Annotated in this window: 21 protein-coding genes; 20 read left to right on the top strand and 1 reads right to left on the bottom strand. The window is 45.3% G+C overall.

From position 1 onward, the window contains the following. Positions 1–14: 14 nt before the first annotated feature. From miaA to rfbB, 15 genes are all read left to right on the top strand, one after another. Positions 15–902, top strand: coding sequence for a tRNA (adenosine(37)-N6)-dimethylallyltransferase MiaA (miaA, locus tag FRX57_RS03595; RefSeq protein WP_146566783.1), 888 nt, complete (start codon positions 15–17; stop codon positions 900–902). 66 nt (positions 903–968) lie between these two features. Further along, the gene (gene hflX, locus FRX57_RS03590; protein ID WP_146566781.1) at positions 969–2,216 is read left to right on the top strand and encodes a GTPase HflX; all 1,248 of its coding nucleotides are present in this window, start codon (positions 969–971) and stop codon (positions 2,214–2,216) included. Further along, the gene (locus FRX57_RS03585) at positions 2,200–2,838 is read left to right on the top strand and encodes a cystathionine beta-lyase (RefSeq protein ID WP_146566779.1); all 639 of its coding nucleotides are present in this window, start codon (positions 2,200–2,202) and stop codon (positions 2,836–2,838) included. Before hflX ends, FRX57_RS03585 begins: the two co-directional genes overlap by 17 nt. 12 nt (positions 2,839–2,850) lie before the next feature. After that, positions 2,851–3,780: a ribonuclease Z gene (rnz, locus tag FRX57_RS03580; RefSeq protein WP_146566777.1), complete on the top strand. Its 930-nt coding sequence runs from the start codon at positions 2,851–2,853 to the stop codon at positions 3,778–3,780. Then, on the top strand, positions 3,777–4,535 hold the full coding sequence (locus FRX57_RS03575) for an SDR family NAD(P)-dependent oxidoreductase (RefSeq protein ID WP_146566775.1): 759 nt from the start codon (positions 3,777–3,779) through the stop codon (positions 4,533–4,535). Before rnz ends, FRX57_RS03575 begins: the two co-directional genes overlap by 4 nt. Before the next feature lie 253 nt (positions 4,536–4,788). Beyond that, a complete protein-coding gene (gene recJ / locus FRX57_RS03570) occupies positions 4,789–6,987 on the top strand; it encodes a single-stranded-DNA-specific exonuclease RecJ (protein WP_146566773.1) in 2,199 nt (732 codons plus the stop codon). Positions 6,988–7,065: 78 nt separating this feature from the next. Further along, the gene (locus FRX57_RS03565; RefSeq protein WP_146566771.1) at positions 7,066–7,578 is read left to right on the top strand and encodes an adenine phosphoribosyltransferase; all 513 of its coding nucleotides are present in this window, start codon (positions 7,066–7,068) and stop codon (positions 7,576–7,578) included. A gap of 32 nt (positions 7,579–7,610) precedes the next feature. Beyond that, entirely contained in the window at positions 7,611–8,309 is a 699-nt protein-coding gene (locus tag FRX57_RS03560; protein WP_146566769.1) for a DnaD domain-containing protein, read from the top strand. After that, positions 8,306–8,953 (top strand): endonuclease III, encoded by a 648-nt coding sequence (gene nth, locus FRX57_RS03555; protein ID WP_146566766.1) that lies wholly within the window; start codon positions 8,306–8,308, stop codon positions 8,951–8,953. Before FRX57_RS03560 ends, nth begins: the two co-directional genes overlap by 4 nt. Before the next feature lie 50 nt (positions 8,954–9,003). Further along, complete coding sequence (locus FRX57_RS03550) at positions 9,004–9,687, top strand: tRNA (adenine(22)-N(1))-methyltransferase (RefSeq protein ID WP_146566765.1); 684 nt, start codon at positions 9,004–9,006, stop codon at positions 9,685–9,687. Then, positions 9,677–10,468, top strand: a complete 792-nt coding sequence (locus FRX57_RS03545; protein WP_146566762.1) for a Nif3-like dinuclear metal center hexameric protein — start codon at positions 9,677–9,679, stop codon at positions 10,466–10,468. The genes FRX57_RS03550 and FRX57_RS03545 overlap by 11 nt, the downstream gene beginning before the upstream one ends. Before the next feature lie 9 nt (positions 10,469–10,477). Next, positions 10,478–11,575, top strand: coding sequence for an NAD(P)/FAD-dependent oxidoreductase (locus FRX57_RS03540; RefSeq protein ID WP_146566760.1), 1,098 nt, complete (start codon positions 10,478–10,480; stop codon positions 11,573–11,575). Positions 11,576–11,648: 73 nt separating this feature from the next. Next, entirely contained in the window at positions 11,649–12,518 is an 870-nt protein-coding gene (gene rfbA / locus FRX57_RS03535) for a glucose-1-phosphate thymidylyltransferase RfbA (protein WP_146566758.1), read from the top strand. Further along, a complete protein-coding gene (locus FRX57_RS03530) occupies positions 12,518–13,111 on the top strand; it encodes a dTDP-4-dehydrorhamnose 3,5-epimerase family protein (protein WP_146566756.1) in 594 nt (197 codons plus the stop codon). Before rfbA ends, FRX57_RS03530 begins: the two co-directional genes overlap by 1 nt. A 51-nt stretch (positions 13,112–13,162) precedes the next feature. Further along, positions 13,163–14,209, top strand: coding sequence for a dTDP-glucose 4,6-dehydratase (gene rfbB / locus FRX57_RS03525; protein WP_146566754.1), 1,047 nt, complete (start codon positions 13,163–13,165; stop codon positions 14,207–14,209). A gap of 33 nt (positions 14,210–14,242) precedes the next feature. On the opposite strand, the gene FRX57_RS03520 is transcribed toward rfbB, so the two are convergent. Continuing rightward, the gene (locus FRX57_RS03520) at positions 14,243–15,145 is read right to left on the bottom strand and encodes a polysaccharide deacetylase family protein (protein WP_146566752.1); all 903 of its coding nucleotides are present in this window, start codon (positions 15,143–15,145) and stop codon (positions 14,243–14,245) included. Positions 15,146–15,316: 171 nt separating this feature from the next. Here FRX57_RS03520 and FRX57_RS03515 point away from each other — a divergent pair, with 171 nt between their 5' ends. The 5 genes from FRX57_RS03515 to FRX57_RS03495 form a co-directional block, all read left to right on the top strand. Next, the gene (locus FRX57_RS03515; protein WP_146566750.1) at positions 15,317–17,053 is read left to right on the top strand and encodes an ABC transporter ATP-binding protein; all 1,737 of its coding nucleotides are present in this window, start codon (positions 15,317–15,319) and stop codon (positions 17,051–17,053) included. 9 nt (positions 17,054–17,062) lie between these two features. Next, positions 17,063–18,832 carry an ABC transporter ATP-binding protein gene (locus FRX57_RS03510; RefSeq protein WP_146566748.1) on the top strand — a complete coding sequence of 590 codons (1,770 nt, stop codon included), beginning with the start codon at positions 17,063–17,065 and terminating at the stop codon, positions 18,830–18,832. Between the two features lie 21 nt (positions 18,833–18,853). Then, complete coding sequence (locus FRX57_RS03505; RefSeq protein WP_146566746.1) at positions 18,854–19,963, top strand: low temperature requirement protein A; 1,110 nt, start codon at positions 18,854–18,856, stop codon at positions 19,961–19,963. Positions 19,964–20,019: 56 nt separating this feature from the next. Continuing rightward, a complete protein-coding gene (gloA, locus tag FRX57_RS03500; protein WP_146566743.1) occupies positions 20,020–20,400 on the top strand; it encodes a lactoylglutathione lyase in 381 nt (126 codons plus the stop codon). 221 nt (positions 20,401–20,621) lie between these two features. Continuing rightward, a partial coding sequence (locus FRX57_RS03495; protein ID WP_186600820.1) for an Ig-like domain-containing protein occupies positions 20,622–24,705 on the top strand: 4,084 nt, incomplete at its 3' end.

Here is a 24,705-nt window from a genome sequence, read left to right as displayed (position 1 = left end):
GCAAGGAAAAGGGTATGAAAACAAAAATAATTGTCGTGGCAGGGCCGACAGCAGTGGGCAAGACGGCCTTGGGAATTAAGTTGGCTCAAGCGGTTGGCGGTGAGATTATTAGTGGTGATAGTCAGCAGGTCTATCGGCAGTTGGACATCGGTACGGCCAAGGCTTCACCGGTGGAACAAGCAGCTGCTCGTCATCATCTGATTGATGTGCGTGAGGTGACGGATACCTATTCGGCTTATGATTTTGTTCGCGAGGCCAAACTGGCCATTGAGGAGATTAGGGCGGCGGGTAAGGTTCCTATTATTGTTGGGGGAACAGGTCTTTATTTACAGAGCCTTTTGGAGGGCTATCATCTAGGAGGACAGGTGGATCAGGACCAAGTGCTGGCCTATCGACAAGATTTGGAGGGCTTGTCCGACCAAGCCTTATTTGACAAGGTCGCAGAACAAGAGTTGGTGATTGACCAAGTTAATCGTAGGCGGGCAATTCGAGCCTTGGAACTGGCTCGTTTTGGTCAGGAAATGGTTAATCAAGAGCCCCCTTATCACCCTCTAGTCTTAGGCTTGACTGATGACCGTGATCGTCTTTATCAGCGAATCAATGAGCGAGTGGATCAGATGATGGCAACGGGACTTTTGGCTGAGGCCAAGTGGCTCTATGACAACTACCCCCAAGTTCAGGCTAGTAGGGGGATTGGCTACAAGGAACTCTTTCCCTATTTTGCTGGTCAGCAGTCTTTAGAAGAAGCAGTGGCTAAGCTCAAGCAAAATACTAGGCGTTTTGCTAAGCGTCAGTTGACCTGGTTCCGTAATCGGATGGCAGTGGATTTTTATGACATTTCTGACCCAGAGATGGAGAGCAAGATCAGGCAAGTGGTCGCAGAGTTTTTGGCTGAAAATTAGGAGTCAAGTCTGCTTTTTTACCTAAAATTTGATATAATTGAGCCATTGTGGACAAGGAGATTGGGAATGATTGAAACAAAGAAAACAGAAGAAGTGGTGATTTTAGTTGGGGTAGAATTACCTCAACAGGATAATTTTGCCATGTCCATGATGGAGCTGCACAGTTTAGCCAAAACCGCAGGGGCTAGGGTTGTTGATAGCTACACTCAAAAACGGGAGCGGTATGATAGCAAGACCTTTATCGGGTCGGGCAAGTTGGCAGACTTACGTGATCGTATTGAGGCAGATGAGATTAACACCGTGATTGTCAATAATCGGTTGACACCAAGACAAAATTCCAATTTAGAAGAAGCCTTGGGGATTAAGGTGATTGATCGGATGCAGTTGATTTTGGATATTTTTGCCATGCGGGCTCGCAGCCACGAGGGGAAACTACAGGTTCACTTGGCCCAACTCAAGTACATGTTGCCACGTCTGGCAGGGCAGGGTATCATGCTCAGTCGTCAGGCTGGTGGGATAGGGAGTCGTGGCCCGGGTGAAAGTCAGCTGGAACTGAATCGACGCAGCATTCGTCATCAGATTTACGACATTGAGCAAAAACTCAAGGCTGTTGAGAAAAATCGTGGCACGGTGCGAGAAAAACGCTTGGATAGTCAGTTTTTCAAAATTGGTTTGATTGGCTATACCAATGCGGGCAAGTCGACCCTGATGAATCTCTTGACCGATAATAGCCAGTATGAAGCCGATGAATTGTTTGCGACCCTTGATGCAACCACCAAGACCATTCCTTTGTCAGGAGCTTTTCAAGCGACCTTGACCGATACGGTTGGCTTTATCCAAGATTTGCCCACAGAATTGGTGGCAGCTTTCAAATCAACCTTGGAGGAGAGTCGCCATGTGGACCTCTTGCTTCATGTCATTGATGCTAGCGACCCCAACCATAGCGAGCAGGAGGCAGTTGTTTTGGACCTGCTCAAGGACTTGGCGATGGACCAAATTCCTCGCTTAGCGATTTATAACAAGATGGATCAGACAGATCAGTTGGTCGCAACGGCTTTTCCCAATGTCCGTCTCTCTGCCAAAAGTTCCGGCAGTCGTCAGCTTTTGCAGCGATTAATCATTGATGAAATTCGGCATCTTTTTCTACCTTTTTCCTTCAAAATGGCCGTGCAGGATCAGCACAAACTCTATGATTTGGGCAAATATGTTATTTTTGATAAAACCCCAATTGAGGGAGAAGAGTTTGAGGTGTCAGGTTACATCGCCGAAGACAACCAATGGAGGTTAGAGAAATTTTATGACAAACATGCTTGATTTAGCCTTGCAATATGGCGGTTTTACCAGTCTTGATCGGACCTACCTTAGCCAAAAATTTAAGACCATGACACCAGAGGAACAATTGCGTTTTATCACGCCCCCTCCCAGTGTTTTGAACGCTTATTTTGCGGAATATTATCAAAAAGAGTCACCAGAAAAGGCAACGGATTATTATTTTGCGATTAGCTCTGCCCTTGATTTGACGACAAGCCAGCCTAGTTTTAGGGAGGACAAGCCCTTTGTTCGCTTAAATTTATCTGGCAAATCCTATGGTTTTGCCTATCAAGATAGGACGGCAGAGGTGGCCCAGGTCTTTGCTGAAAAGCCAGCCCCCATTACAGCCAAGCTCTGTTTTGAATTGGCTGAGATTTTTCCCCAGTATCGTATTTTTGTGGATAAACAGGTCATCAAAATGGCCCCTAAAGAATGGTCCTTGGCCGAGGCAGAAGGGTTGGATTTGGGGCAAGCACTCTTGACAGAGGGCTATCGTTTGGCAGATGGTACCATTTATTTGAGTAGCTTTAATCAGGAGGAAATTCTAGAAGTTGCCCAGAACTTTAAGGGGCAAGTCTATTATGGTTTTCACCAAAGGCAGTACCTGCTCTATATTACAGAATAGAAAGTAAAAATCATGCAATTACAATTTTTAGGAACGGCAGCCGGTCAGCCGGCCAAGAGTCGCAATGTCTCTAGCCTGGTTTTGAAATTATTAGACGAAATCAATGAGGTTTGGATGTTTGACTGTGGCGAAGGAACCCAGCGGCAAATCTTATCAACGACCATTAAACCGCGCAAGGTCCGGAAAATATTTATCACTCATTTACATGGGGATCATGTGTTTGGCCTACCCGGCTTTTTGTCTAGTCGTTCTTTTCAAGCTAGCGATGAGCAGACGGACTTGGACATTTATGGCCCTCAGGGCATCAAACAATTTGTGATGACCAGTCTTAGGGCGACTGGCTCTCGCCTGCCCTACCGAATTCATTTTAAGGAGTTTACTGCCAATGATTTGGGTAAGATTTTAGAGACCGATAAATTTACCGTTTATGCGGAAGCCTTGGACCATTCGGTCTTTTGTATTGGCTATCGAGTGGTGCAAAAGGACTTAGAAGGAAGCCTTGATGCCGAGGCCTTAAAGGCCGCAGGCCTACCTTTTGGTCCGCTCTTTGGTCAAATCAAGAAGGGGCAGGATGTCACCTTGGCAGATGGTCGGCTGATTAGGGCCAAGGACTATATTTCGCCGCCCAAAAAAGGCAAGGTGGTCACGATTTTGGGAGACACCAGAAAAACCGATGCTAGCGTACGCTTAGCCTTAGGGGCGGATATTTTGGTGCATGAATCCACCTATGGCAAGGGAGATGAAAAACTGGCCAAAAGCCATGCCCATGCTACTAATATTCAGGCGGCCCAAGTAGCCAAGGAAGCATCAGCCAAACGCCTCTTGCTCAACCACATTAGCCCCCGCTTTTTGGGTCGAGAAATTGGTCAGATGGCGGCCGATGCTCGTCAGGTCTTTGCCAATACCTACATTGTCAATGATTTAGAGGAATTTGACCTATGAGAAGGATTCTGATGACAGGTGCTTCTGGAGACTTGGCCCAGGCCATTATCAACCGCCTAGGTCAAAGCGACCAAATTATCGCAGTGGGACGCTCGCAGGAAAGATTAGCCCAACTCTATGGTCAGAAATCTAATGTTACTTGCTATGCCTTGGACATTACCGACCAACAGGCGGTGGAGATTTTTTTGGCCCAGTTGCTAGAAACCTATGGCAATATTGACATGTTAATTAATAATGCTGGTTTTGGTCAGTTCAAATCCTTTGAAGCCTTTGATGAGGCTGAAATCAAGGAGATGTTCGAGGTCAATGCCTTGGCCAGTATCCGTTTTTGTCGCCTTCTTGGTCAGCACATGGCCGAACAGGGGCAGGGGCATCTGGTTAATATTGCCAGTATGGCAGGCCTGATTGCGACGAGCAAGTCAACCATTTATTCAGCGACCAAGTTTGCCCTCATTGGTTTTTCCAATGCTCTTCGTTTGGAGTTGGCAGATAAGGGAGTGTATGTGACAACAGTCAATCCCGGGCCAATTGTGACTAAATTTTTTGATCAGGCTGATCCTGAGGGGCACTATCTGCAACAGGTCAAGGCCTATGCTCTGACACCTGAGCAAGTAGCAGACAAGATTGTGAAATGTCTAGGCAAGAACAAACGAGAACTCAATCTCCCCTGGCTTCTCGCTTTAGCTCATAAACTTTATACACTCTTTCCTCGTTTGGCGGATTATTTGGCTGGCAGGACCTTTAATTATAAATAAAAAAGCAGAAAACCCTCTGCTTTTTTACATGTTTCTATAAAAAGTCAGAGCCCTAGAAAATAGGACTCTGACAGGAGATTTATGAAAAAGAAAAGTTTTAGGATGGTTACAGTATAAACTGACAAACTTAATTTATCCTTAACTAATTTTGTTTTTTATAGGCTTTATTGGAAGGGTACTGCTGACTTTTCTTCTTTATCTCTCTAACCATTTTTGCTATAATTTTAAGGAAGCTATTAGAAATGAGACACAAATGATTAAAGCGAAATATGACTGGCAACTTCTCGACAGTCAACCCGATGACGCATTTTTGAAGGTGGCAAAACAGGCAGGGTTAGCACCCCTAGCCAGTCAGATTCTATACCAACGTGGCCTGACGGATAGTGAGGACTTGGCTCATTTTTTGTCACCAGATTTGGGCCAATTGCATGATCCCTACCTCTTGTATGACATGGATAAGGCAGTGGCCCGGATTCGTCAGGCTATTGAACAAGGGGAACGGCTCTTGGTTTATGGCGATTATGACGCTGATGGGATGACCGCAGCCAGTATCATGAAAGAAACCTTGGAGATGATGGGGGCTGATTATGAGGTCTATTTACCCAATCGTTTTACCGATGGTTATGGGCCCAACCAAAGTGTTTATCAGTATTTTATTGAGCAACAGGGGATTTCTTTGATTATTACCGTGGATAATGGCGTTGCAGGCCATGAGGCAATTGCCTATGCCATGGAGCAGGGGGTGGATGTCATTGTAACTGACCACCATAGCCTACCGGCAGAGCTGCCCCTAGCCTATGCCCTGATTCATCCTGAACATCCGCAAGGCTCCTATCCCTTTAAGCAACTGGCTGGTTGCGGTGTCGCTTTCAAATTAGCCACGGCTCTTTTGGAAGAAGTGCCGACAGAATTTCTTGACTTGGTCGCCATTGGGACGGTGGCGGATATGATGTCACTGACAGGGGAAAATCGTCTCCTTGTCAAATACGGCCTGCAAAGTTTGCGTGATACCGAACGGCTAGGACTTCAGGAACTGCTCAATCTAGCAGGTGTTGACGCTGAAACCATTACGGAGGAGACTATTGGTTTCACCCTAGCTCCCCAACTCAATGCCCTAGGACGTTTGGACGACCCCAATCCAGCCCTTGACCTCTTGACAGGTTTTGATGAAGATGAGGCTAAGTCCTTGGCCCAGATGGTCAGTGATAAAAATGACCAACGCAAAGAGTTGGTGCAAAGGATTTTTGATGAAGCCAAAGGGTTAGTTGATCCGACCAAGCCCGCCCAGGTTTTGGCTAAGGAAGGATGGAATCCGGGTGTTCTGGGGATTGTGGCGGGTCGTCTCTTGGAAGAATTAGGTCAACCTGTTATTGTCTTGGCCATTGATGGCCAAGAGGCCAAGGGGAGTGCTCGTAGCCTGGCTACGGTTGATATTTTTGAGGCCTTGTCTGACAAGGAAGGACTTTTTTTGGCATTTGGGGGACATAGCGGAGCAGCTGGCATGACCTTGGAGATCAGTCAGCTTGAGCGGCTCAGTCAGGAACTGTGTGACTATATTCAAGAGGCAGAGCTTGATATGACGCAGAAACCTCAGTTGACCTTAGATGCCCAGTTAAGTTTGGCTGATTTAACCTTAGACACCATTAAAAATTTAGAAAAATTGATGCCCTTTGGCATGGACCACAAGAAACCTGTCTTTTGGCTCAAGGATGTGGTGGTCAAGCAGGCCCGTAGTATGGGCCAGGGCAATGCCCATTTGAAATTAAAAATCAGTCAAGAGGGCCAAGATTTGGAAGTGGTCGCCTTTGGTTATGGCCATTTGGTACAAGAATTTCTGCAAGCCAGCCAGCTGGAATTGGCCGTTAATCTCTCGGTCAATAGTTGGAATGGCAATCGAACCCTCCAGCTCATGCTAGTGGATGCTAGAGTGACAGGGGTTCAGCTAATTGACCTCCGAGCTAAAAATCAGCCCCTGCCGGCAGGAGTTCCGCTGCTAGCTAAGGGGGTTCAGAGCCGAGAAGTGGTCTTGCAAGAGGTTCCGGATCAGCTAGAGGACTTGAAGCAGGTCTTGCAGGCGGGTGACTTTGATATTATTTATTTCAAGAACCAGATAAAGAATCAGTACTATCTGACGGGATATGGCACGCGCGAGCAGTTTGCCAAACTCTATAAATTGATTTACCAGTTTCCAGAATTTGATATTCGCTACAAGCTGAAAGAGCTCAGCCATTACCTCAAAATTCCAGAAATTTTGCTGATTAAGATGATTCAGATTTTTGAGGAGTTAGATTTTGTCAAGATTAGTGACGGTGTTATGACGGTGAATAAGGAGGCTAAAAAACGAGAGATTGCAGAGAGTCAGATTTATCAGAACTTGAAACAAGTGGTGGCCGACCAGCAACTGATGGCTTTGGGAACTCCGCGGGAAATTTATGATTACCTGATGAGTTAGGGCTTACATATTTACCATTCTGCTAAATCATGCTATAATAAATAGTGGACATTATTTTATGAAACGAGTAGGAAAAAGATGGATTTAAAACATTACATTGCAACAATTGAAAACTACCCGACCGAGGGAATTCTCTTTCGTGACATTAGCCCTTTGATGGCTAATGGTGACGCTTATAGTTATGCAGTACGTGAGATTGTTCAATACGCTATGGGCAAAGACATTGACATGATTGTTGGTCCTGAGGCGCGTGGTTTCATCATCGGTTGCCCAGTGGCTTTTGAATTGGGAATTGGTTTTGCTCCTGTGCGTAAGCCGGGTAAATTGCCACGTGAAGTGGTAACAGCTGACTATGAAAAAGAGTATGGTTTTGATACGCTGTGCATGCACGCTGACGCTATTAAGCCAGGCCAACGTGTCCTGATTGTAGATGACCTTTTGGCAACTGGTGGTACGGTTAAGGCAACGATTGAAATGATTGAAAAACTAGGTGGTGTTGTTGCAGGTTGTGCCTTCTTGATTGAGTTGGATGATTTAGAGGGACGCAAGGCAATTGGTGACTATGATTACAAGGTCTTGATGCACTATTAAAAAGATGGATACAATCATCTGTGGAGGTAAAAATGAGTATTTTAGAGCATTATCAAAAGGGAAACTTAGTTTTACCCGCTAGCTTGCTCTTGAATTACAAGGACATTTTTTCCAGCGCAGATGATTTTTTAGTTTGGCAATTTTTCTTCTTGCAAAACACAACTAGACATGAATTGGCTCCTAGTCAGATTGCCAATGCCTTGGGCAAATCCATCGAAGCTATCAATGGCTCTATCACTAATTTAATTAATCAGGAGCTCTTGGCAATTCGCTCTATTAGTGTCAATGGCTTAGAAGAAACTATTTTTGACACGAGCCTAGCCCTAGATAAGTTAGAAAAGCTAGAAGGTCAGCAGCATAACCTGTTGACTAGCCTCCCTCAAGAGAAGGATAAAGACCTGAGTAAGGTGTTACCTGACCTCTTGAAAGACTTCGAACAGGCTGGTTGGGTCTTGACCCCCTTCCAATTGGAGGATATGCAAAAATGGATTCAAGAAGACCAACTAGAACCTGTCTTAATTCGTGAAGCTCTCCGTGAAAGTGTTTATAGTAATACGCGAAATTGGCGCTATCTTAGTAAGATTTTGCAAAACTGGAAAAAAGATGGTCTGTCAACCTTGGCTGATATTGAACAAATGCGTCAGGGGAGGGAGCAAATTAAACCAGAGACTGTTGACGCTTTGGATGATGACTTTTTTGCCGCAGCTAATGATTTGTGGGGAAGACGATGAGAATTGGTAAAGAACGCCTTAGGCAGGTCTTGGAGATTATTGGTCAGCTTTTTCCCGATGCGGGGTGTGAGTTGACCTATGAGACACCTTTTCAGCTTTTAGTGGCAGTTATCTTGTCAGCCCAGGCCACAGACAAGTCAGTCAATCAGGTAACACCTAACTTGTGGGCCAAATACCCTGAAATTGAGGATTTGGCAGCGGCTGACTTGGCGGAGGTGGAAGACTGTATTCGCCATATTGGCCTTTATAAAAACAAGGCTAAAAATATCATCAAAACGGCCCAGTTGGTCTTGGAGACCTATGATGGACGAGTTCCTGATAACCATAAGGACCTCGAAAGCCTCCCTGGGGTGGGGCGTAAAACCGCCAATGTGGTTCTGGCAGAAATTTACAAGGTTCCTGCTTTGGCAGTGGACACCCATGTTTCTCGAATTGCCAAACGCTTAAATATTTCTGCTCCGGATGCAGACGTTTTGGAAATCGAGCAAGATTTGATGAAAAAAATTCCCAAACGGGACTGGATTGTGACCCATCATCGTTTGATTTTCTTTGGGCGTTACCATTGTTTGGCCAAAAAGCCCAAGTGTGAGATTTGCCCAGTCCAGAGCTATTGTCGCTATTACAAGGAGACCCTTGGAAAATAAAAGAGAGCAGGTGTTGGAGCAAGACACCTGCTTTTGAGAAAGAGAGAAAAATGGAAGCTTATTTATCACAACGCTTACAGGCAGTAGCTAGCTATGTGCCTAAAGGAGCCCGTTTACTGGATGTCGGTAGCGACCATGCCTACCTGCCCTTGGCCTTGATGTCTCAGGGCTTGCTAGACTTTGCCATTGCTGGTGAGGTGGTGGCAGGGCCCTATCAATCAGCCCTAACCAATGTCGCCCAGGCTGGTTTTAGTGAGCAGATTTCTGTGCGTCTAGCCAATGGTCTAGCGGCCTTTGAGGAGAAAGATAGGATTTCTGTCATCACCATTTGCGGGATGGGGGGGCGCTTGATTGCAGAGATTTTAGAGAATGGCAAAGCTAAACTCCACCCCCTGCAACGCTTGATTTTACAAGCTAACAACCGTGAGGATGAGCTCCGCCAATGGCTCTTAGCCAATCACTTCACCATTGTTGCTGAGGAAATTGTCCAGGAAAATGACAAAATCTATGAAATCATTGTGGCAGAGCCAGGCCAATCAACCTTATCAAGCAAGGATTTACGATTTGGCCCTTATTTGCGACTGGAAAAATCGCCCGTTTTTTTGAAGAAGTGGACTAAGGAGCTAGCCAAATTAAATCAGGCGCTACAACAAATTCCAGTCCAGTATGAGACTGACCGCTCTGCTATTGGTCAAAAAATAGAAGCCATCAAGGAGGTGCTAAATGAAAGCTAGTCAAGTCATTGCCCGTTATGAGGCCTTTTGTCCGCCAGAACTTTCTCTAGAAGGTGATACCTGTGGCTTGCAACTTGGTCGTCTTGACAAGGACGTCAGCAAGTTAATGATTGCCCTTGATTTACGTGAGCAAACGGTGGCTCAAGCCATCGCAGAAGGGGCGGAGTTGATTATTGTGAAACATGCTCCGATTTTCCGTCCCTTGAAAGATCTAGTGGCCAGCCCAGCCAATCAACTCCTTCTTGACCTAGTCAAGCATGACATTGCCGTTTATGTCAGCCACACCAATATTGATGTGGTCCAAGGCGGCTTGAACGATTGGTTTTGCCAGCTATTGGGGATTGAAGACAGTCAGCCCTTGAGTGTGACCAAGGGCAGTGAGGGAATTGGGCGTATTGGTCAGATTACTCCCCAACCCCTAGACCAATTTGCTCAAAGAGTAAAAGAGGTATTTGGTCTTTCCTCTCTACGTTTAGTGGCCTATGATAAGGAAGTCAATCCGACTATTTCCCGAGTGGCTATTTGTGGTGGGAGTGGTCAGAGTTTTTATAAGGAGGCTCTTGCAAAGGGGGCTGACCTCTATATTACAGGGGATATTTACTATCATACCGCCCAGGAAATGTTGACAGATGGCCTCTTGGCACTGGACCCCGGTCATCATATAGAGGTTTTGTTTGTGGACAAATTAGCAGAGCTTTTTACCCGTTGGCAAAAAGAAGAAGGCTGGGACTTGACGGTTATTCCAGCCAGCCAATCAACCAATCCCTTTCAAGACTTATAGGAGATGCTCATGACAAGAATTGCCATTATTGGAGCGGGTATTGTGGGATCAACAGCGGCCTATTACCTGTCAAAATATCCGGCTTATCAAGTCACGGTTTTTGACCATGGATTAGGGCAGGCCACCAAGGCGGCAGCTGGTATTATCAGTCCTTGGTTTTCTAAGAGACGCCATAAGGCTTGGTATCGCTTGGCTCGCTTGGGAGCAGATTTTTACCCCAGTCTAGTAGCAGATTTGGCGGCAGCGGGACGAGAAACCAGTTTTTACCAGCAAACAGGGGTTTATTTGCTCAAAAAAAATGAAGCAAAACTAGCAGAACTCTATCAATTAGCCCAAAGTCGGCGACAGGAGTCTCCCTTGATTGGTCAGCTCAGTCTCCACTCTCAATCACAAGTGACAGAAAGATTTCCCCAGTTAGCAGGTTTTGAAGAGGCCCTTTATGCCTCAGGCGGGGCTCGGGTTGAGGGGGCTGAATTAACCCGCACCTTACTGGATGCCAGTGGGGCTAGCCTGGTGACAGAACGGGTTGACTTGCAAGTGGGAGAGACAACTTATGTCGTTGGTGGTCAGCCCTTTGATCAGGTCATCTTGGCCTGTGGTGCCTGGCTTGGCCAGCTATTAAATCCTTTGGGTTACGAGGTTGATGTCAAGCCCCAAAAAGGTCAGTTGCAGGATTACTTTTTTGACCATTTAGCGACAGAGACCTATCCTGTTGTTATGCCAGAGGGGGAATTGGATATTATTCCCTTTGCTCAGGGTAAAATCAGCGTAGGAGCCAGTCATGAAAATGATCGGGGTTTTGATTTAAGCTTGGATTCAGCTATTTTGGCTAAATTAGAAACAGAAGCGTTGAGCTATTATCCACTTTTGACAGCGGCCAAAAGTAAGGCCCAGCGTGTCGGCATCCGTGCTTACACGTCGGACTTTTCTCCTTTTTTTGGTCAAGTTCCTCACTTGCCTGGGGTTTATGCAGTTAGTGGTTTAGGCTCATCGGGCCTGACTACCGGCCCTCTTTTGGCCAAAAATCTGGTTGACTTGTTAGTCACAGGGGAATGCCTTTTGCCTGTGACAGATTATCCGATTGACCGTTACATTGTTAAAAGGTAGAACCAGAGAAAACATGACATTCCTGCTTAAAGATGATAGAATAGAAGTGACAAATTAGAAAGAGGAATTTGAGATGAAAGGTATTATTCTAGCTGGTGGGTCTGGAACCAGACTGTATCCCCTGACGCGAGCGGCGTCCAAGCAACTGATGCCCATCTATGATAAGCCCATGGTTTATTATCCCCTATCAACCTTGATGTTGGCAGGGATTAAGGATATTTTAATTATTTCAACACCAACGGATTTGCCACGTTTTGAAGAGCTTTTGGGAGACGGATCAGAGCTAGGGATTTCCCTTTCCTATGCTGTTCAACCAAGTCCCGATGGCTTGGCCCAGGCCTTTATCATTGGGGAGGAATTTATCGGCAATGATAGTGTGGCCTTAATTTTGGGTGACAATATTTACCATGGGGCTGGTTTGAGCAAAATGTTGCAAAAGGCAGCTAGTAAAGACAAGGGAGCGACTGTCTTTGGCTATCAGGTTAAGGACCCAGAACGCTTTGGTGTTGTGGAATTTGATCATGACATGAATGCCATTTCCATTGAAGAAAAACCAGAAAAACCAAAATCGGATTATGCGGTGACTGGTCTTTATTTCTATGACAATGACGTGGTGGAAATTGCCAAAAATATCACACCAAGTGAGCGTGGTGAGCTAGAAATCACAGATGTTAATAAGGCCTACCTAGAACGCGGTGACCTTTCGGTGGAATTGATGGGACGTGGCTTTGCTTGGCTAGATACAGGTACCCATGAAAGCCTACTAGAAGCTGCCCAGTACATTGAAACGGTTCAACGCCTGCAAAATGTCCAAGTGGCTAATCTGGAAGAGATTGCTTACCGCATGGGCTATATCAGCAAGGAAGAAGTCTTTCAATTGGCACAACCACTCAAGAAAAATGAATACGGGCAATACCTGCTACGTTTGATTGGAGAAGCTTAATGACAGAACAATTTTTTGACAAGGAACTGGCTAGTCGGCCGATTGAAGCCATCCCAGGCTTGCTAGAGTTTGACATTCCTGTGCGGGGTGACAACCGTGGCTGGTTTAAGGAAAATTTCCAGAAGGAAAAAATGCTACCGCTTGGTTTTCCAGAAAGCTTTTTTGCAGAGGGCAAGTTGCAAAACAATGTCAGCTTTTCGCGTCAACATGTTTTGCGTGGCTTGCATGCAGAGCCTTGGGATAAGTATATCTCAGTGGCTGATGATGGCAAGGTTTTAGGAACCTGGGTTGATTTGCGTGAGGGTGAGACTTTTGGTAACACCTATCAAACCATTATTGACGCCAGCAAGGGGATTTTCGTGCCTCGTGGTGTGGCCAATGGTTTTCAAGTCTTGTCGGATAAGGTGGCCTATAGCTACTTGGTTAATGACTATTGGGCAGCTGAGCTGAAGCCTAAGTATGCCTTCGTCAACTATGCAGACCCTAGCCTAGATATTGAATGGGATAATCTCGCTCAAGCAGAAGTGTCAGAAGCAGATAAACACCACCCAATGCTCAAAGATGTTAAGCCTTTGAGAAAAGAAGACTTGTAGGTTTTATCGGTTTAGGAAAAAGAGAGTAACACTAACAATTTCGGAGAAAACATGTCAGAATACAAAAATATCATTGTCACAGGTGGAGCTGGTTTTATTGGCTCAAACTTTGTGCATTACGTTTACAATAATCACCCAGATGTCCATGTGACCGTTTTAGATAAATTAACCTATGCGGGTAACCGTGCTAACATTGAAGCCATTTTGGGAGACCGTGTCGAACTGGTCGTTGGTGATATCGCAGACGCAGCATTGGTAGACAAATTAGCTGCCAAGGCGGATGCTATTGTCCACTATGCGGCTGAAAGTCACAATGATAATTCACTCAATGATCCAAGTCCCTTTATCCACACTAACTTCATCGGAACTTACACCCTCTTAGAGGCGGCTCGCAAGTACCATATCCGTTTCCACCATGTTTCAACGGATGAGGTTTACGGAGACTTGCCACTGCGTGAAGATTTGCCAGGGCATGGTGAGGGGCCAGGTGAGAAATTCACGGCTGAAACCAGCTACAACCCATCGTCGCCTTACTCCTCAACCAAGGCAGCTTCTGACTTGATTGTCAAGGCTTGGGTGCGTTCTTTCGGTGTTCAAGCGACCATTTCCAACTGTTCCAACAACTATGGTCCATACCAGCATATTGAAAAATTTATCCCGCGTCAGATTACCAATATCTTATCAGGGATCAAGCCAAAGCTCTATGGCGAGGGTAAAAATGTTCGCGACTGGATCCATACCAACGACCATTCATCAGGTGTCTGGGCTATCTTGACCAAGGGCCGTATCGGTGAAACCTATCTCATCGGTGCTGATGGCGAGAAAAATAATAAGGAAGTTTTGGAGCTTATTTTGGAGAAGATGGGGCAGCCTAAGGATGCCTATGACCATGTGACTGACCGTGCGGGTCATGACCTTCGTTATGCCATTGATGCTAGCAAGCTCCGTGACGAGCTAGGCTGGCAGCCAGAATTTACTGATTTCAGCCAAGGCTTGGAAGAAACCATCAAGTGGTACACGGACCATATGTCCTGGTGGCAGGCAGATAAAGAGGCAGTTGAAGCTAATTATGCTAAAACACAAGAGGTGATTAAATAATAAGAAAACCAGTCTAGTGTAGCTAGGCTGGTTTTATGGATTGAGTTGTTGCAGTAAGCTGTCTGCACTGGTAGTGGGAAGAATACGCAGTCGATTTAGGGTCAGAAGGCCATTAGCAGCGGAGGCAATCCCCTCATTGGTAGTTAGTCCCAGTTTGTAACTGTCTTGGGTTAAGGAAAGGAGTTGGTCAGAGTAGCGACCGGCAGGATAGGCCAGGGTCATGGTGTCCTGCCCAAGTTCTTGGTCTAGAAAGGTCTTGGATTGGGTTAGTTCTGCTACTTGTTGTTCTGTGCTACTGTATTGGAGGTCGGGATGGCTGACGCTGTGGCTCTGAAAGGACATGCCATTTGCTTTCATCTCTTTCATTTGTTCCAGAGTCAAATTTCCCGGTCGTCCTTCCTGGGTGTAGGAGGTAATGACATTATTGGTCGCCTTGACGCCATATTTTGTCAAAATAGGATAGGCCACGGTATAAAAGTCAATCAAACTATCGTCAAAGGTGAGCCAGACCACTTTTTCTTGGGGAAGGCTGTTTTCGCTCAAGGCTTTGTAGGCTTCTTCAGGACTTAAAAAATAGTAGCCAGCGTCCACCAGGGCCTTGATGTGTTCTTCAAAGGTTACTGGATCAAGGATAAGATTGGCATTGTTTGCTTCTTCGGGGGCCATTTGATGGATGGCATGGTACATGAGGATAGGGAGCTGGACGGCCTGTTCTTGCTTTTTCCAGTTCATCTGCTCGTGATTTGAGGTCCTTGTGGTTGGAGTCGTGACCTGTCTGGTTTGGCTTGCAGTAGTAGGGGCTTGAGGGTTATTAAATTTGATTAGCCTAGGGAGAATTTGCCAGGCCATGAGGGCTAAGATGACGAGGATAGCAATGATTAAGATGATATTGGTGGTTGCTAAGATACGTCTAGTGCGTTGGTTTTGATAAGGCATGGCAATCTCCTCACTAATTTTTCTAATAGCAGATTCTTGTTAAGTTTCTCACTTTTATGTTATAATACTTAGGTTAAAGAAAACTAAAGTTTGGCCTTTAGGTCAACGATAACAATAAATAACTAGGGTTGGAAAACGTTTTCCTAACCCTTTTAAGTGTCGGGAGGATTTATGAGCTTAATTTGGTCTTATTTGAAAAAGTACCCCAAGTGGCTGATTTTAGATTTGCTGGGGGCCTTATTGTTTATTGTCGTTAATTTGGGCTTGCCAACGATTTTGGCACGGATGATTGACCAAGGCATTACCAAGGGTCGGGTTGATTTGGTCTATTTTTGGACAGGAATGATGTTTGTCGTGGTTTTCCTGGGTATTTTGGGACGTTTACTAATCGTTTATGCCTCAGGAAAACTGACTACTACCATGATTAAGGACATGCGAAATGACATGTATGCCAAATTGCAGGCCTATTCTCATGCGGAATACGAACAAATCGGTGTGTCGTCTTTGGTCACCAGAATGACCAGTGATGCCTATGTCTTGATGCAGTTTGCTGAGCAGAGCTTACGCATCGGGGTCATCACCCCCTTAATGCTCCTATCCAGTATTGCCATGGTCTTGTTAACCAGTCCATCTCTGGCTTGGATTTTAGCGGTTTCTCTGCCCTTTCTCATCTGGGCGGTCTGGTATGTGGCTGCCAAAACGGCCCCCTTGTCTGAACAACAACAAGGCATTTTGGATAAAATCAACCAATATGCCCGTGAAAGTTTAACTGGTCTGCGGGTCATTCGAGCCTTTGCCCGTGAGGAATTTCAAGAAGAACGGTTTGATCAAGCAAATGATGCTTATCGTGACACTGCCAGTCGAGTCTTCAAGTTAACCGCCTTGACTGAGGTTTTCTTCGTCCAAATCATCATCGCCATGATTATTGCTATTTTCTGGTTTGCCTTGGCTCCCTTGCGTGACGGTGGTTTGCAAATAGGGGATTTGGTGGCTTTTGTGGAATATGCCTTTCATGCCATGCTATCCTTCCTTCTCTTTGCCAATTTATTTACCATGTACCCTAAAATGGCAGTTTCTAGCCATCGGATTCAGGAAGTCTTAGACATGCCTATTTCCATTACCTTGAATGAAGATGGCATTACTGAAACGGCAACACGTGGCTACCTTGAGTTTGACAATGTGACCTTTGCCTATCCAGGAGAGACGGAGAGTCCTGTCTTGCATGACATTAGCTTTAAGACAGAACCTGGTCAGACCATTGCCTTTATTGGGTCAACAGGCTCTGGCAAATCCTCTCTGGTTAACCTAATTCCCCGCTTTTACGATGTGACTTTGGGGCGTATTTTGGTGGATGGGGTTGATGTTCGCCACTATAATCTCAAGGCCCTACGCGCTAAGATTGGTTTTGTGCCACAGAAAGCTCTGCTATTTACGGGGACCATCGCTGAAAATCTTAAATATGGGAAGGACAATGCCAGTCATCAAGACCTAGACGAGGCGACGGATGTTGCTCAAGCTAGTGAATTTATTGCCAGTCGTGAAGATGGCTATGCCACTCACTTGGCAGAAGGCGGTAGCAATCTTTCTGGCGGTCAAAAACAACGCCTATCCATCGCCCGTGCTGTGGTTAAAAAGCCGGATATTTATATTTTTGATGATTCGTTTTCAGCCTTGGACTACAAAACAGATGCGGAATTGCGTCGTCGTTTAAAAGAAGTTACTCAGGACGCCACTGTCTTAATCATTGCTCAACGTGTGGGAACCATCATGGATGCCGATCAAATTATTGTCTTGGACAAGGGGAAAATTGTGGGTCGTGGTAAACATGATGAGCTCATGCAGACCAATGAGATTTATCGTGAAATTGCACATTCCCAACTCAATAATCAGAGTTTAACCGAAGAATAGGAGGAAAGCATGCCTGAAAAAAATGTATTTAGTCGTCTGTGGTCCTATTTGAAGGACTACAAGGGCCAGCTTTATCTGGCCATCTTTTTGAAGATTTTTAGTGTCGTTATGAGTGTCTTGGAGCCCTTTGTCTTGGGTTTGATTATCACTGAATTGACCAAGAATTTGCTGGCCATGGCTCAGGGAGTCGCAGGTGCTAGCCTTAACATTAGCTATATTGCTTGGATGCTGGTGGTTTATGGGATTCGTGCCATCCTCTTTAGTTTAGGCTCTTACGGGGCGAATTACTACATGACCAATGTGGTGCAGGCCAGTACCCGCGACCTCCGTCATGACTTGAGCAAAAAAGTGAACACCCTCCCGGTGTCTTATTTTGATAAGCACCAATTTGGTGATTTATTGGGGCGTTTCACCAGCGATGTGGAGGCGACCTCTAATGCCTTGCAACAGAGTTTTCTGCAAATTATCAATGCGATTTTTAGCTTGGTGATGGTTATTGGCATGGTCCTTTACCTCAATGTCCAGTTGGCCAGTGTGTTGATTATTACCATTCCCTTGACCTACTTGTCTGCCAGCCACATCATGAAAAAGTCACAACCTTATTTCAAGGAGCAGGCGGATGCTCTAGGTGAGATGAATGGTTTTGTCCAAGAAAATCTCACTGGTTTCAATGTCCTCAAGCTCTATGGCAGAGAAGACGTTTCCCAAGAAGAATTTAGTCGTATCACCAGCAAGCTCCAAGAAGTCGGTTTCAAAGCCAGTTTTATGTCAGGGATCATGATGCCCTTGCTCAATGGAATTTCTGATTTGACCTACTTGGTCTTGTCTGTCCTAGGTGGGCTACAGGTCATTGCCGGCAAGCTGACGCTGGGGAACATGCAGGCCTTTGTTCAGTATATTTGGCAGATTAGTCAGCCCATTCAAACCTTGACTCAACTGGCTTCCACCATGCAGAGCGCCAAATCATCTCTCGAGAGGATTTTTCAAGTTTTAGATGAGGCAGATGAGGCCAATGACAAGGCCAAGCTCTTGAACCAGCCCTTGACTGGTCAAGTCAGCTTTGAAGGGGTCAATTTCCAATACACTCCGGATAAGCCGCTGATTCGAGATTTCAACCTTGACGTTAAGCCGGGTGAGATGGTGGCCATTGTCGGCCCAACTGGTGCTGGGAAAACAACCTTGATTAACCTGCTCATGCGTTTCTATGATGTCACAGCGGGTGCCATCAAGGTCGATGGTCAGGATATTCGTGACCTTTCCCGCCAATCTTACCGCCAGCAATTTGGCATGGTCTTGCAGGACGCTTGGCTCTATGAGGGAAGCATTGAGGATAATTTACGTTTTGGTCGTCTAGATGCCACTGAAGAAGAGATTGTTCAGGCTGCCAAGGCTGCCAATGTGGATCACTTTATCCGTACCTTGCCCAATGGTTACAAGATGGAAATGAACCAAGAGTCCAGTAACATTTCTCTCGGGCAAAAACAACTCTTGACCATTGCCCGAGCCCTCTTGGCGGACCCTAAAATTCTTATTCTGGATGAGGCGACCTCGTCAGTTGATACCCGTCTTGAACTCTTGATTCAAAAAGCCATGAAGCGTTTGATGCAAGGGCGTACTAGCTTTGTCATTGCCCACCGTCTCTCAACCATCCAAGAAGCAGACAAAATTTTAGTGCTCAAGGATGGACAAATCATTGAACAAGGCAACCATCAGTCGCTCTTGGCTGACAAAGGATTTTATCATGACCTTTACATGAGTCAATTTAGTCAGCAGTCTTAGTGCTAAGGAGAAATAAATTAAATGATTACCCATAAAAAAGTGGAATTTACCGAGCTCTTTTATGACTTGGTCTTTGTCTATGCCCTCTCTAAAATTACCAACTTAATTCATCATCTGGAAGGGGGCGTCATTAGCCCTATCAATCTTCTGACCTTCTTGCTTGCCATGTTTATTTTGCTTAATACCTGGATGTTGCAGACGGTTTTTACCAACCGCTACGGGCGAAATTCTAAGCAAGATATGGTGATTATGTTTGTTGAGATGGGCCTCTTGCTCCTGGTGGCTAATTCTGTTACCACAGATTGGCAAGGCGTTCGCTTTCCTTTTACTTTGATGGTTGTTTTCTTGTCTTTGACCCTCTTAACCCAGTATTTTATCCAGTATCGCCAAGGAGATGCAAAAGATAAACTAGCCATCAAGGGTTACTTGTGGGGCTTGGGCCTGCGTTGCCTGTTGGTCTTTACTTCTCTCTTTTTTCCTTATCAGATAGGTTTGGTCTTTTATTTTCTTGGCTTAGTTGTGGGCATTGTCGCACCAATCTTTTTCCAGAGAGATATGGCTAATGTGGCCATCAATTTCCCCCATCTGGTTGAACGTCTATCGCTCTTGGTCATTGTTGCTATCGGTGAGATGATTGTTTCGGGGGTAGCGCCTGTCTTTACCTTGGATAATTTTTCGCTGGCCTCCGTCTTGAATTTTCTGATTGTGGTTCTGATTTTCTTGTATTATTTTGGCGAAATGGATCATGCGGTTGATGAGAGCAAAGAGACCCTGGGAATACGAATGATTTATTTACACTATCCCATTATGATTGGGATTAGTCTGATGACGGTATCGCTCAGTTTTTTGACAGCAGCAGAAGAAGTTAATCCCTACTTTCTCTTAGCCCTACTTTATACAGGCCTGGCTGCCTTTTTTGGCGGAACGCTAGCCCTCTATCCCTATAATAAGAGCATTTTCGCCTTTGACCGCGCCTATCGTTTCCGTCAATTCTTGGCTTATGGCTTGTCTTTCTTAGTCAGTTTTTTCTTTGTTGACAAGCCCTTGGTCATTTTATTGAGTGTCTTGTTCATGGCTACTTTTTTGGTTGGCCAATTTCTCAAGCTTTACTTTCAGTACCATAAGGCCTGACTTGTCAAATCAAAGATTTTAAGAGATAATAACATAAAGAAACAAAGGAGTTTATCATGAAATTATTACATACCTGTATTCGTGTCAAAGATTTGGACAAATCCATTGACTTTTATACCAGTGCTTTTCCCTTCAAGGAAGTCCGTCGCAAGGACTTTCCAGACCATAAGTTTACCCTAGTTTTCTTGAAAACCGAAGGGGAAGACTTTGAACTCGAATTGACCTATAACTATGATCATCCAGGTTATGACCTAGGAAATGGTTACGGTCATTTGGCGGTGGGAGTTGAGGACTTGGAGGCCAGTCATCAAGCCCATAAGGCTGCCGGTTATGAGGTGACAGATCTTAAAGGCTTGCCAAACCAAGATCCCCACTATTATTTTGTCGTCGATCCGGATGGTTATAAGATTGAAGTGATTCGGCTAGCTAATCATTAAAGAAGCCCCTTCTCAGTAGGGGCTTTTTTGCTGCTTAATCAATAGAAAAAATATCCGAGTAAGCGGTTGTTTACTCTATAAAAAAACTGATAGAGATATTATATTTCTGGACATTATGAATGTTTTATAAATTACATTGTTTTCTGAGCTAAATAATTTGACAAAATATGGTGTAAAAAGTAAGATGATAAGTGTAAAAATATAAAGTTTGGAGGATGTTTATGTTTAGACCAAATAAACATAGAGATACGGCGCAACGCTTTACCATCAAAAAGTTTAAGTTTGGCGCGGCGTCAGTATTAATCGGAACGGTATTTGCGGTATTTGCAGGTGGCGTTCAGGCTGAGGAGCAAGCCTCGTCAGCCGAACCAGCCTCGAGTAGCCCAAGTACCACACTGGTAACACCAGAGAGTGCTGCTCCGGCAAGTTCGACAGAGGTAAGTCCAGTTTCTGAAAGTGCCCCAGCGGTTAGTTCTGAAGTAGCAGAAGTACCGGCAGCTAGCTCAACAGCAGTTGTCGAAACAAGTACAGCAGCTCCAGTGTCAGAAGTTTCTGAGTCTTCAGAAGCAGCTAGCTCAACGGCAAGTTCAGAAAGTGCCAAGTCAGAAGAAAGCTCAAGGACGTCAAGCCAGGCGGCTAAAGCGCCAACGAGTCAAGCTCCAGCTAAGCAGGAAGTGGTGGCAGAATCAGCACCCCTTAGTGCTTCAGAGGCAGCAACTGCTACACGTGTTGCCGCAACAACCTATAAGGTAACTTATACGGATCTTGCAACAGGTGAAGTGGTTTATACGACTCCGACTAAGACCGTTTCAGAAGAAACGACCTTGCCAAAATCTGAGGCAGTTAGCTTTAATCTTTCTGTTAAAAATGAATTGGCAACAACCCCTGATCTTAAAGGTTACAAGCTAGCAGAAGGTCAGGCAGCTGTTCAAGCAGCAGTGGTTGTCGAACGTGGTGGTAAAAAGAACCTAGTTAACTTCAATGTGGTGCGGGATGATGTAGCAGCAGCTGCAGGTCCAGATGAGACAGAAGGCTATGCAGGTTTCCGGGCTATCTCCACAGAGAAAACCACAGCTGACCAAGTTACCGACCTGATTGGTCCTAACGGAGGCGATAGATCAACCCAGTTTCGTGAGACAGCTAATAAAGACCAAACCAATGCAGTACGACAAATCACATGGGTAGACTTTGCTGATACTAGCTCTTTCTTTAACCTGAAAACAGTCGATCGGGATAAAGCACTTCAAGTAGGGTCTTATTTTGAAAAAGAAATTTACCCAGGCTATGTGGTCCGTTTGGAAGTTGTCGCTTTACGTCCATTTGACGCAACGGAAACCTTCCGAGATCGGGTAGCTGGTACAGCTGATGAAGCCTTGTATCGACCAGATAAAATCAATGCAGATCGTGATACAGGAACAATTCCAGTTGACATCATTGTAGCTAGTCAAGATGGTTGGTCTGTGGCTAAGGCTAGATATGGTATCAATGGAGGTACACAACCAACCTTCCGTTCGAGAGTTAACGGTGGTAATGTTGGTGTTGAATTTAGCGTAAGTGCAACCTATCTTGGCCAGGCTGTACCATCGGCAGTTGTCATGACGACTGGTGAGGAAGCCTCTTATGGTGAGTTAGAGATTTACACCACGGATGGTAAACCGTTTGAATTGTTTGCTGAAATGTCAAATGACACTACTACGATGTCAGCAATGCCAATCACCTATGATGTGGACTGGAAACCTACTACATATCCAATTAAATATTGGGGAAATGCCAATCCAACAACGTCTCGTATTGCTAAGGAAGGTCGTTTGGATGGGACGACTAATGACCGAACATCAGCAGTTTTTGGAGACGGTATTGGCACTCAGGTCTTTGGACCAGTAGTAACTAGACGGGATAGCCCAACAGTTGCCTTGCCAATTGTCATGACCCGCGAAGCTTCTAGAGTTGGTGTTTACATCAATACGGCTGGTCGACAATCAACCATGATTGGTGTGGTTGTTTATGACCAAGGCGATGCCCCAGAAAGTTATGGCTCGGCTCAGCACTTGGTATCAAATCGTGTTAATTCACCATACCTTGGGTCAGCAGCACCAGACGTTGATATTAAAGGTGTCGGGACTGAGATTGATTGGGAAACAGATGATACGGCAGCAGCTAATGATGAGGGTGTTCGTCAGTTGGTGCCAGAAGATGAAATCTTTACAACAGCTAGTGGTCAAGAAACTTATAAACTTAAACGTGCCGGTGAGAATGATTATAGCCTAACCTTTAAGGCTAACCCGAATGGTAACCCAGAGGCCTTTGTTCGTGCCTGGGCAGACTTCAACAACAATGGTGTCTTTGATGAGAATGAAGTCTCTGACCTGGTAACAGTTACAGCTGAAGGTAATTACACAGTTAACTGGACGACAACACAAATTGTTGATACCTCTGTAACCAAATTGGGTGTTCGTATGCGTACGGCGCTTAACCAATATGACATCGCTACGCCAACAGGTATGGCTTATTCTGGTGAGGTAGAAGACTTTACGGTTCAGGTGACACACCCGCCACGTGGTGATAAGGAAACAACGACTGGTTATGTTAATGAGGTTCAACGCATTAATATTGCCTTTAATACAGCGGGTGCTGGTGTTGCCGCAACAGATACTTCAGGTAATGGAACAACAGAATTCACATCGTATGGTCGCCGAGATTATAACTTCGAAGTTGACAATACCATGAATGAAAATATTGCGGTTAAAATCGTTGATCCGTCAGGTAATCTTGTTGGCACTTACACTGAAGCAGGCGTAGGTACTTATATTGTTGAAAATAAAACCGTTACCTTTATTCCAGTAGACGGTTGGACAGGTACGGCTAAGGGAGTTGTTCTACGTGCTGTCGATAGCAACGGTGTATCTACAGGTTGGACTGCGCGAACAGCTGACAATGGTTTGGAAAATGTCAATGACGGCAGTCATAGCTACCCAACAGCAACCATGGATGCAGTTTATATCCCGACTGTTTTGAATCTTGAACCAACAGGAACAAATAAAGAAACTCGTGACTATATCAATACGCCTCAAAGTCAAGATACGACGAGTATGTTTGCACCTGGTACAGATGGAACAGGTACAGAGGCCCTTCAACCATCGAGCCTAACCCTATTGGATGCAAATGGTGCCCCAGCAACAACCGTAACAGTAGCAGAAGGTACTTATACCCTAGCAGGCAAGGTTATCACCTTCACACCAAATACTAACTATGTTGGTACAGCGACACCTGTAACTGTTCGCATGGCTGATTTGAGTGGCGATACAGCAACTGCGACGTACACTCCAACCGTTATCAACCTAACACCAACAGGGACAAACAAAGAAACCAGTGATTACATCAACCGTCCACAAAGCCAAGATACATCAAGCATGTTTACTCCTGGTACAGACGGAACAGGTACAGAAGCCCTTAATCCAGACAGTTTGACGATTCTAGATGCTAATAATAGCCCAGCGACAACCGTAACAGTAGCAGAAGGTACCTATACCCTATCTGGTAAGACCATTACTTTCACACCAAATACTAACTATGTTGGTACAGCAACTCCAGTAACTGTTCGCATGGCTGATTTGAGTGGGGACACTGCTACAGCAACTTACACGCCGACAGTGATTAACTTGACTCCAACAGCGAGTCCTGCTGAAACAACAGATAAGCAAGGTCAAAAACAATCAACCAATGCTAAATCAATGTTTGCTCCTGGAACAGATGGTACGGGTACAGAGGCGCTTGATCCAGCAAGTTTGACTCTCTTGGATGCTGATGGCAACCCAACGGATACAGTAACTGTCGATGGCCAAGGAACATATGTTCTTGATTCAGAAGGTAAGATTACCTTTACTCCAGAGCCAGGCTTCACTGGTCCTACAAGTGGTGTGTCTGTTCGTATCTCAGACTTGAGTGGTGATACAGCGACAGATAAATACACACCAACTGTAACGCCAATCACTCCAACTGCAGAGCCACGTGAAACCTCAGGCCCACAAGGTAAAGCACAGAAGACGGATGCCAAAACCATGTTTACTGAAGGTGACGAAGTTGCGCCAATCGACAACAGCACCATCACTCTCCTAGATGCCGAGGGTAACCCAACCAAGACGGTAACGGTTGAGAATGAGGGAACTTACACCCTTAACGATGATGGCACGATCACCTTCCAACCAGAGCCAAGCTTCGTTGGTAAAGGCCAAGGAGTCCGTGTTCAAGCTGCCGATAAGAATGGCACTAAGGTCTCTGACACTTACACGCCGACTGTAACTGACG

Origin of the sequence: Streptococcus cuniculipharyngis (assembly GCF_007859195.1) — a bacterium.
Taxonomy (GTDB): domain Bacteria; phylum Bacillota; class Bacilli; order Lactobacillales; family Streptococcaceae; genus Streptococcus; species Streptococcus cuniculipharyngis.
This window is presented reverse-complemented; position numbering and strand designations above follow the sequence as displayed.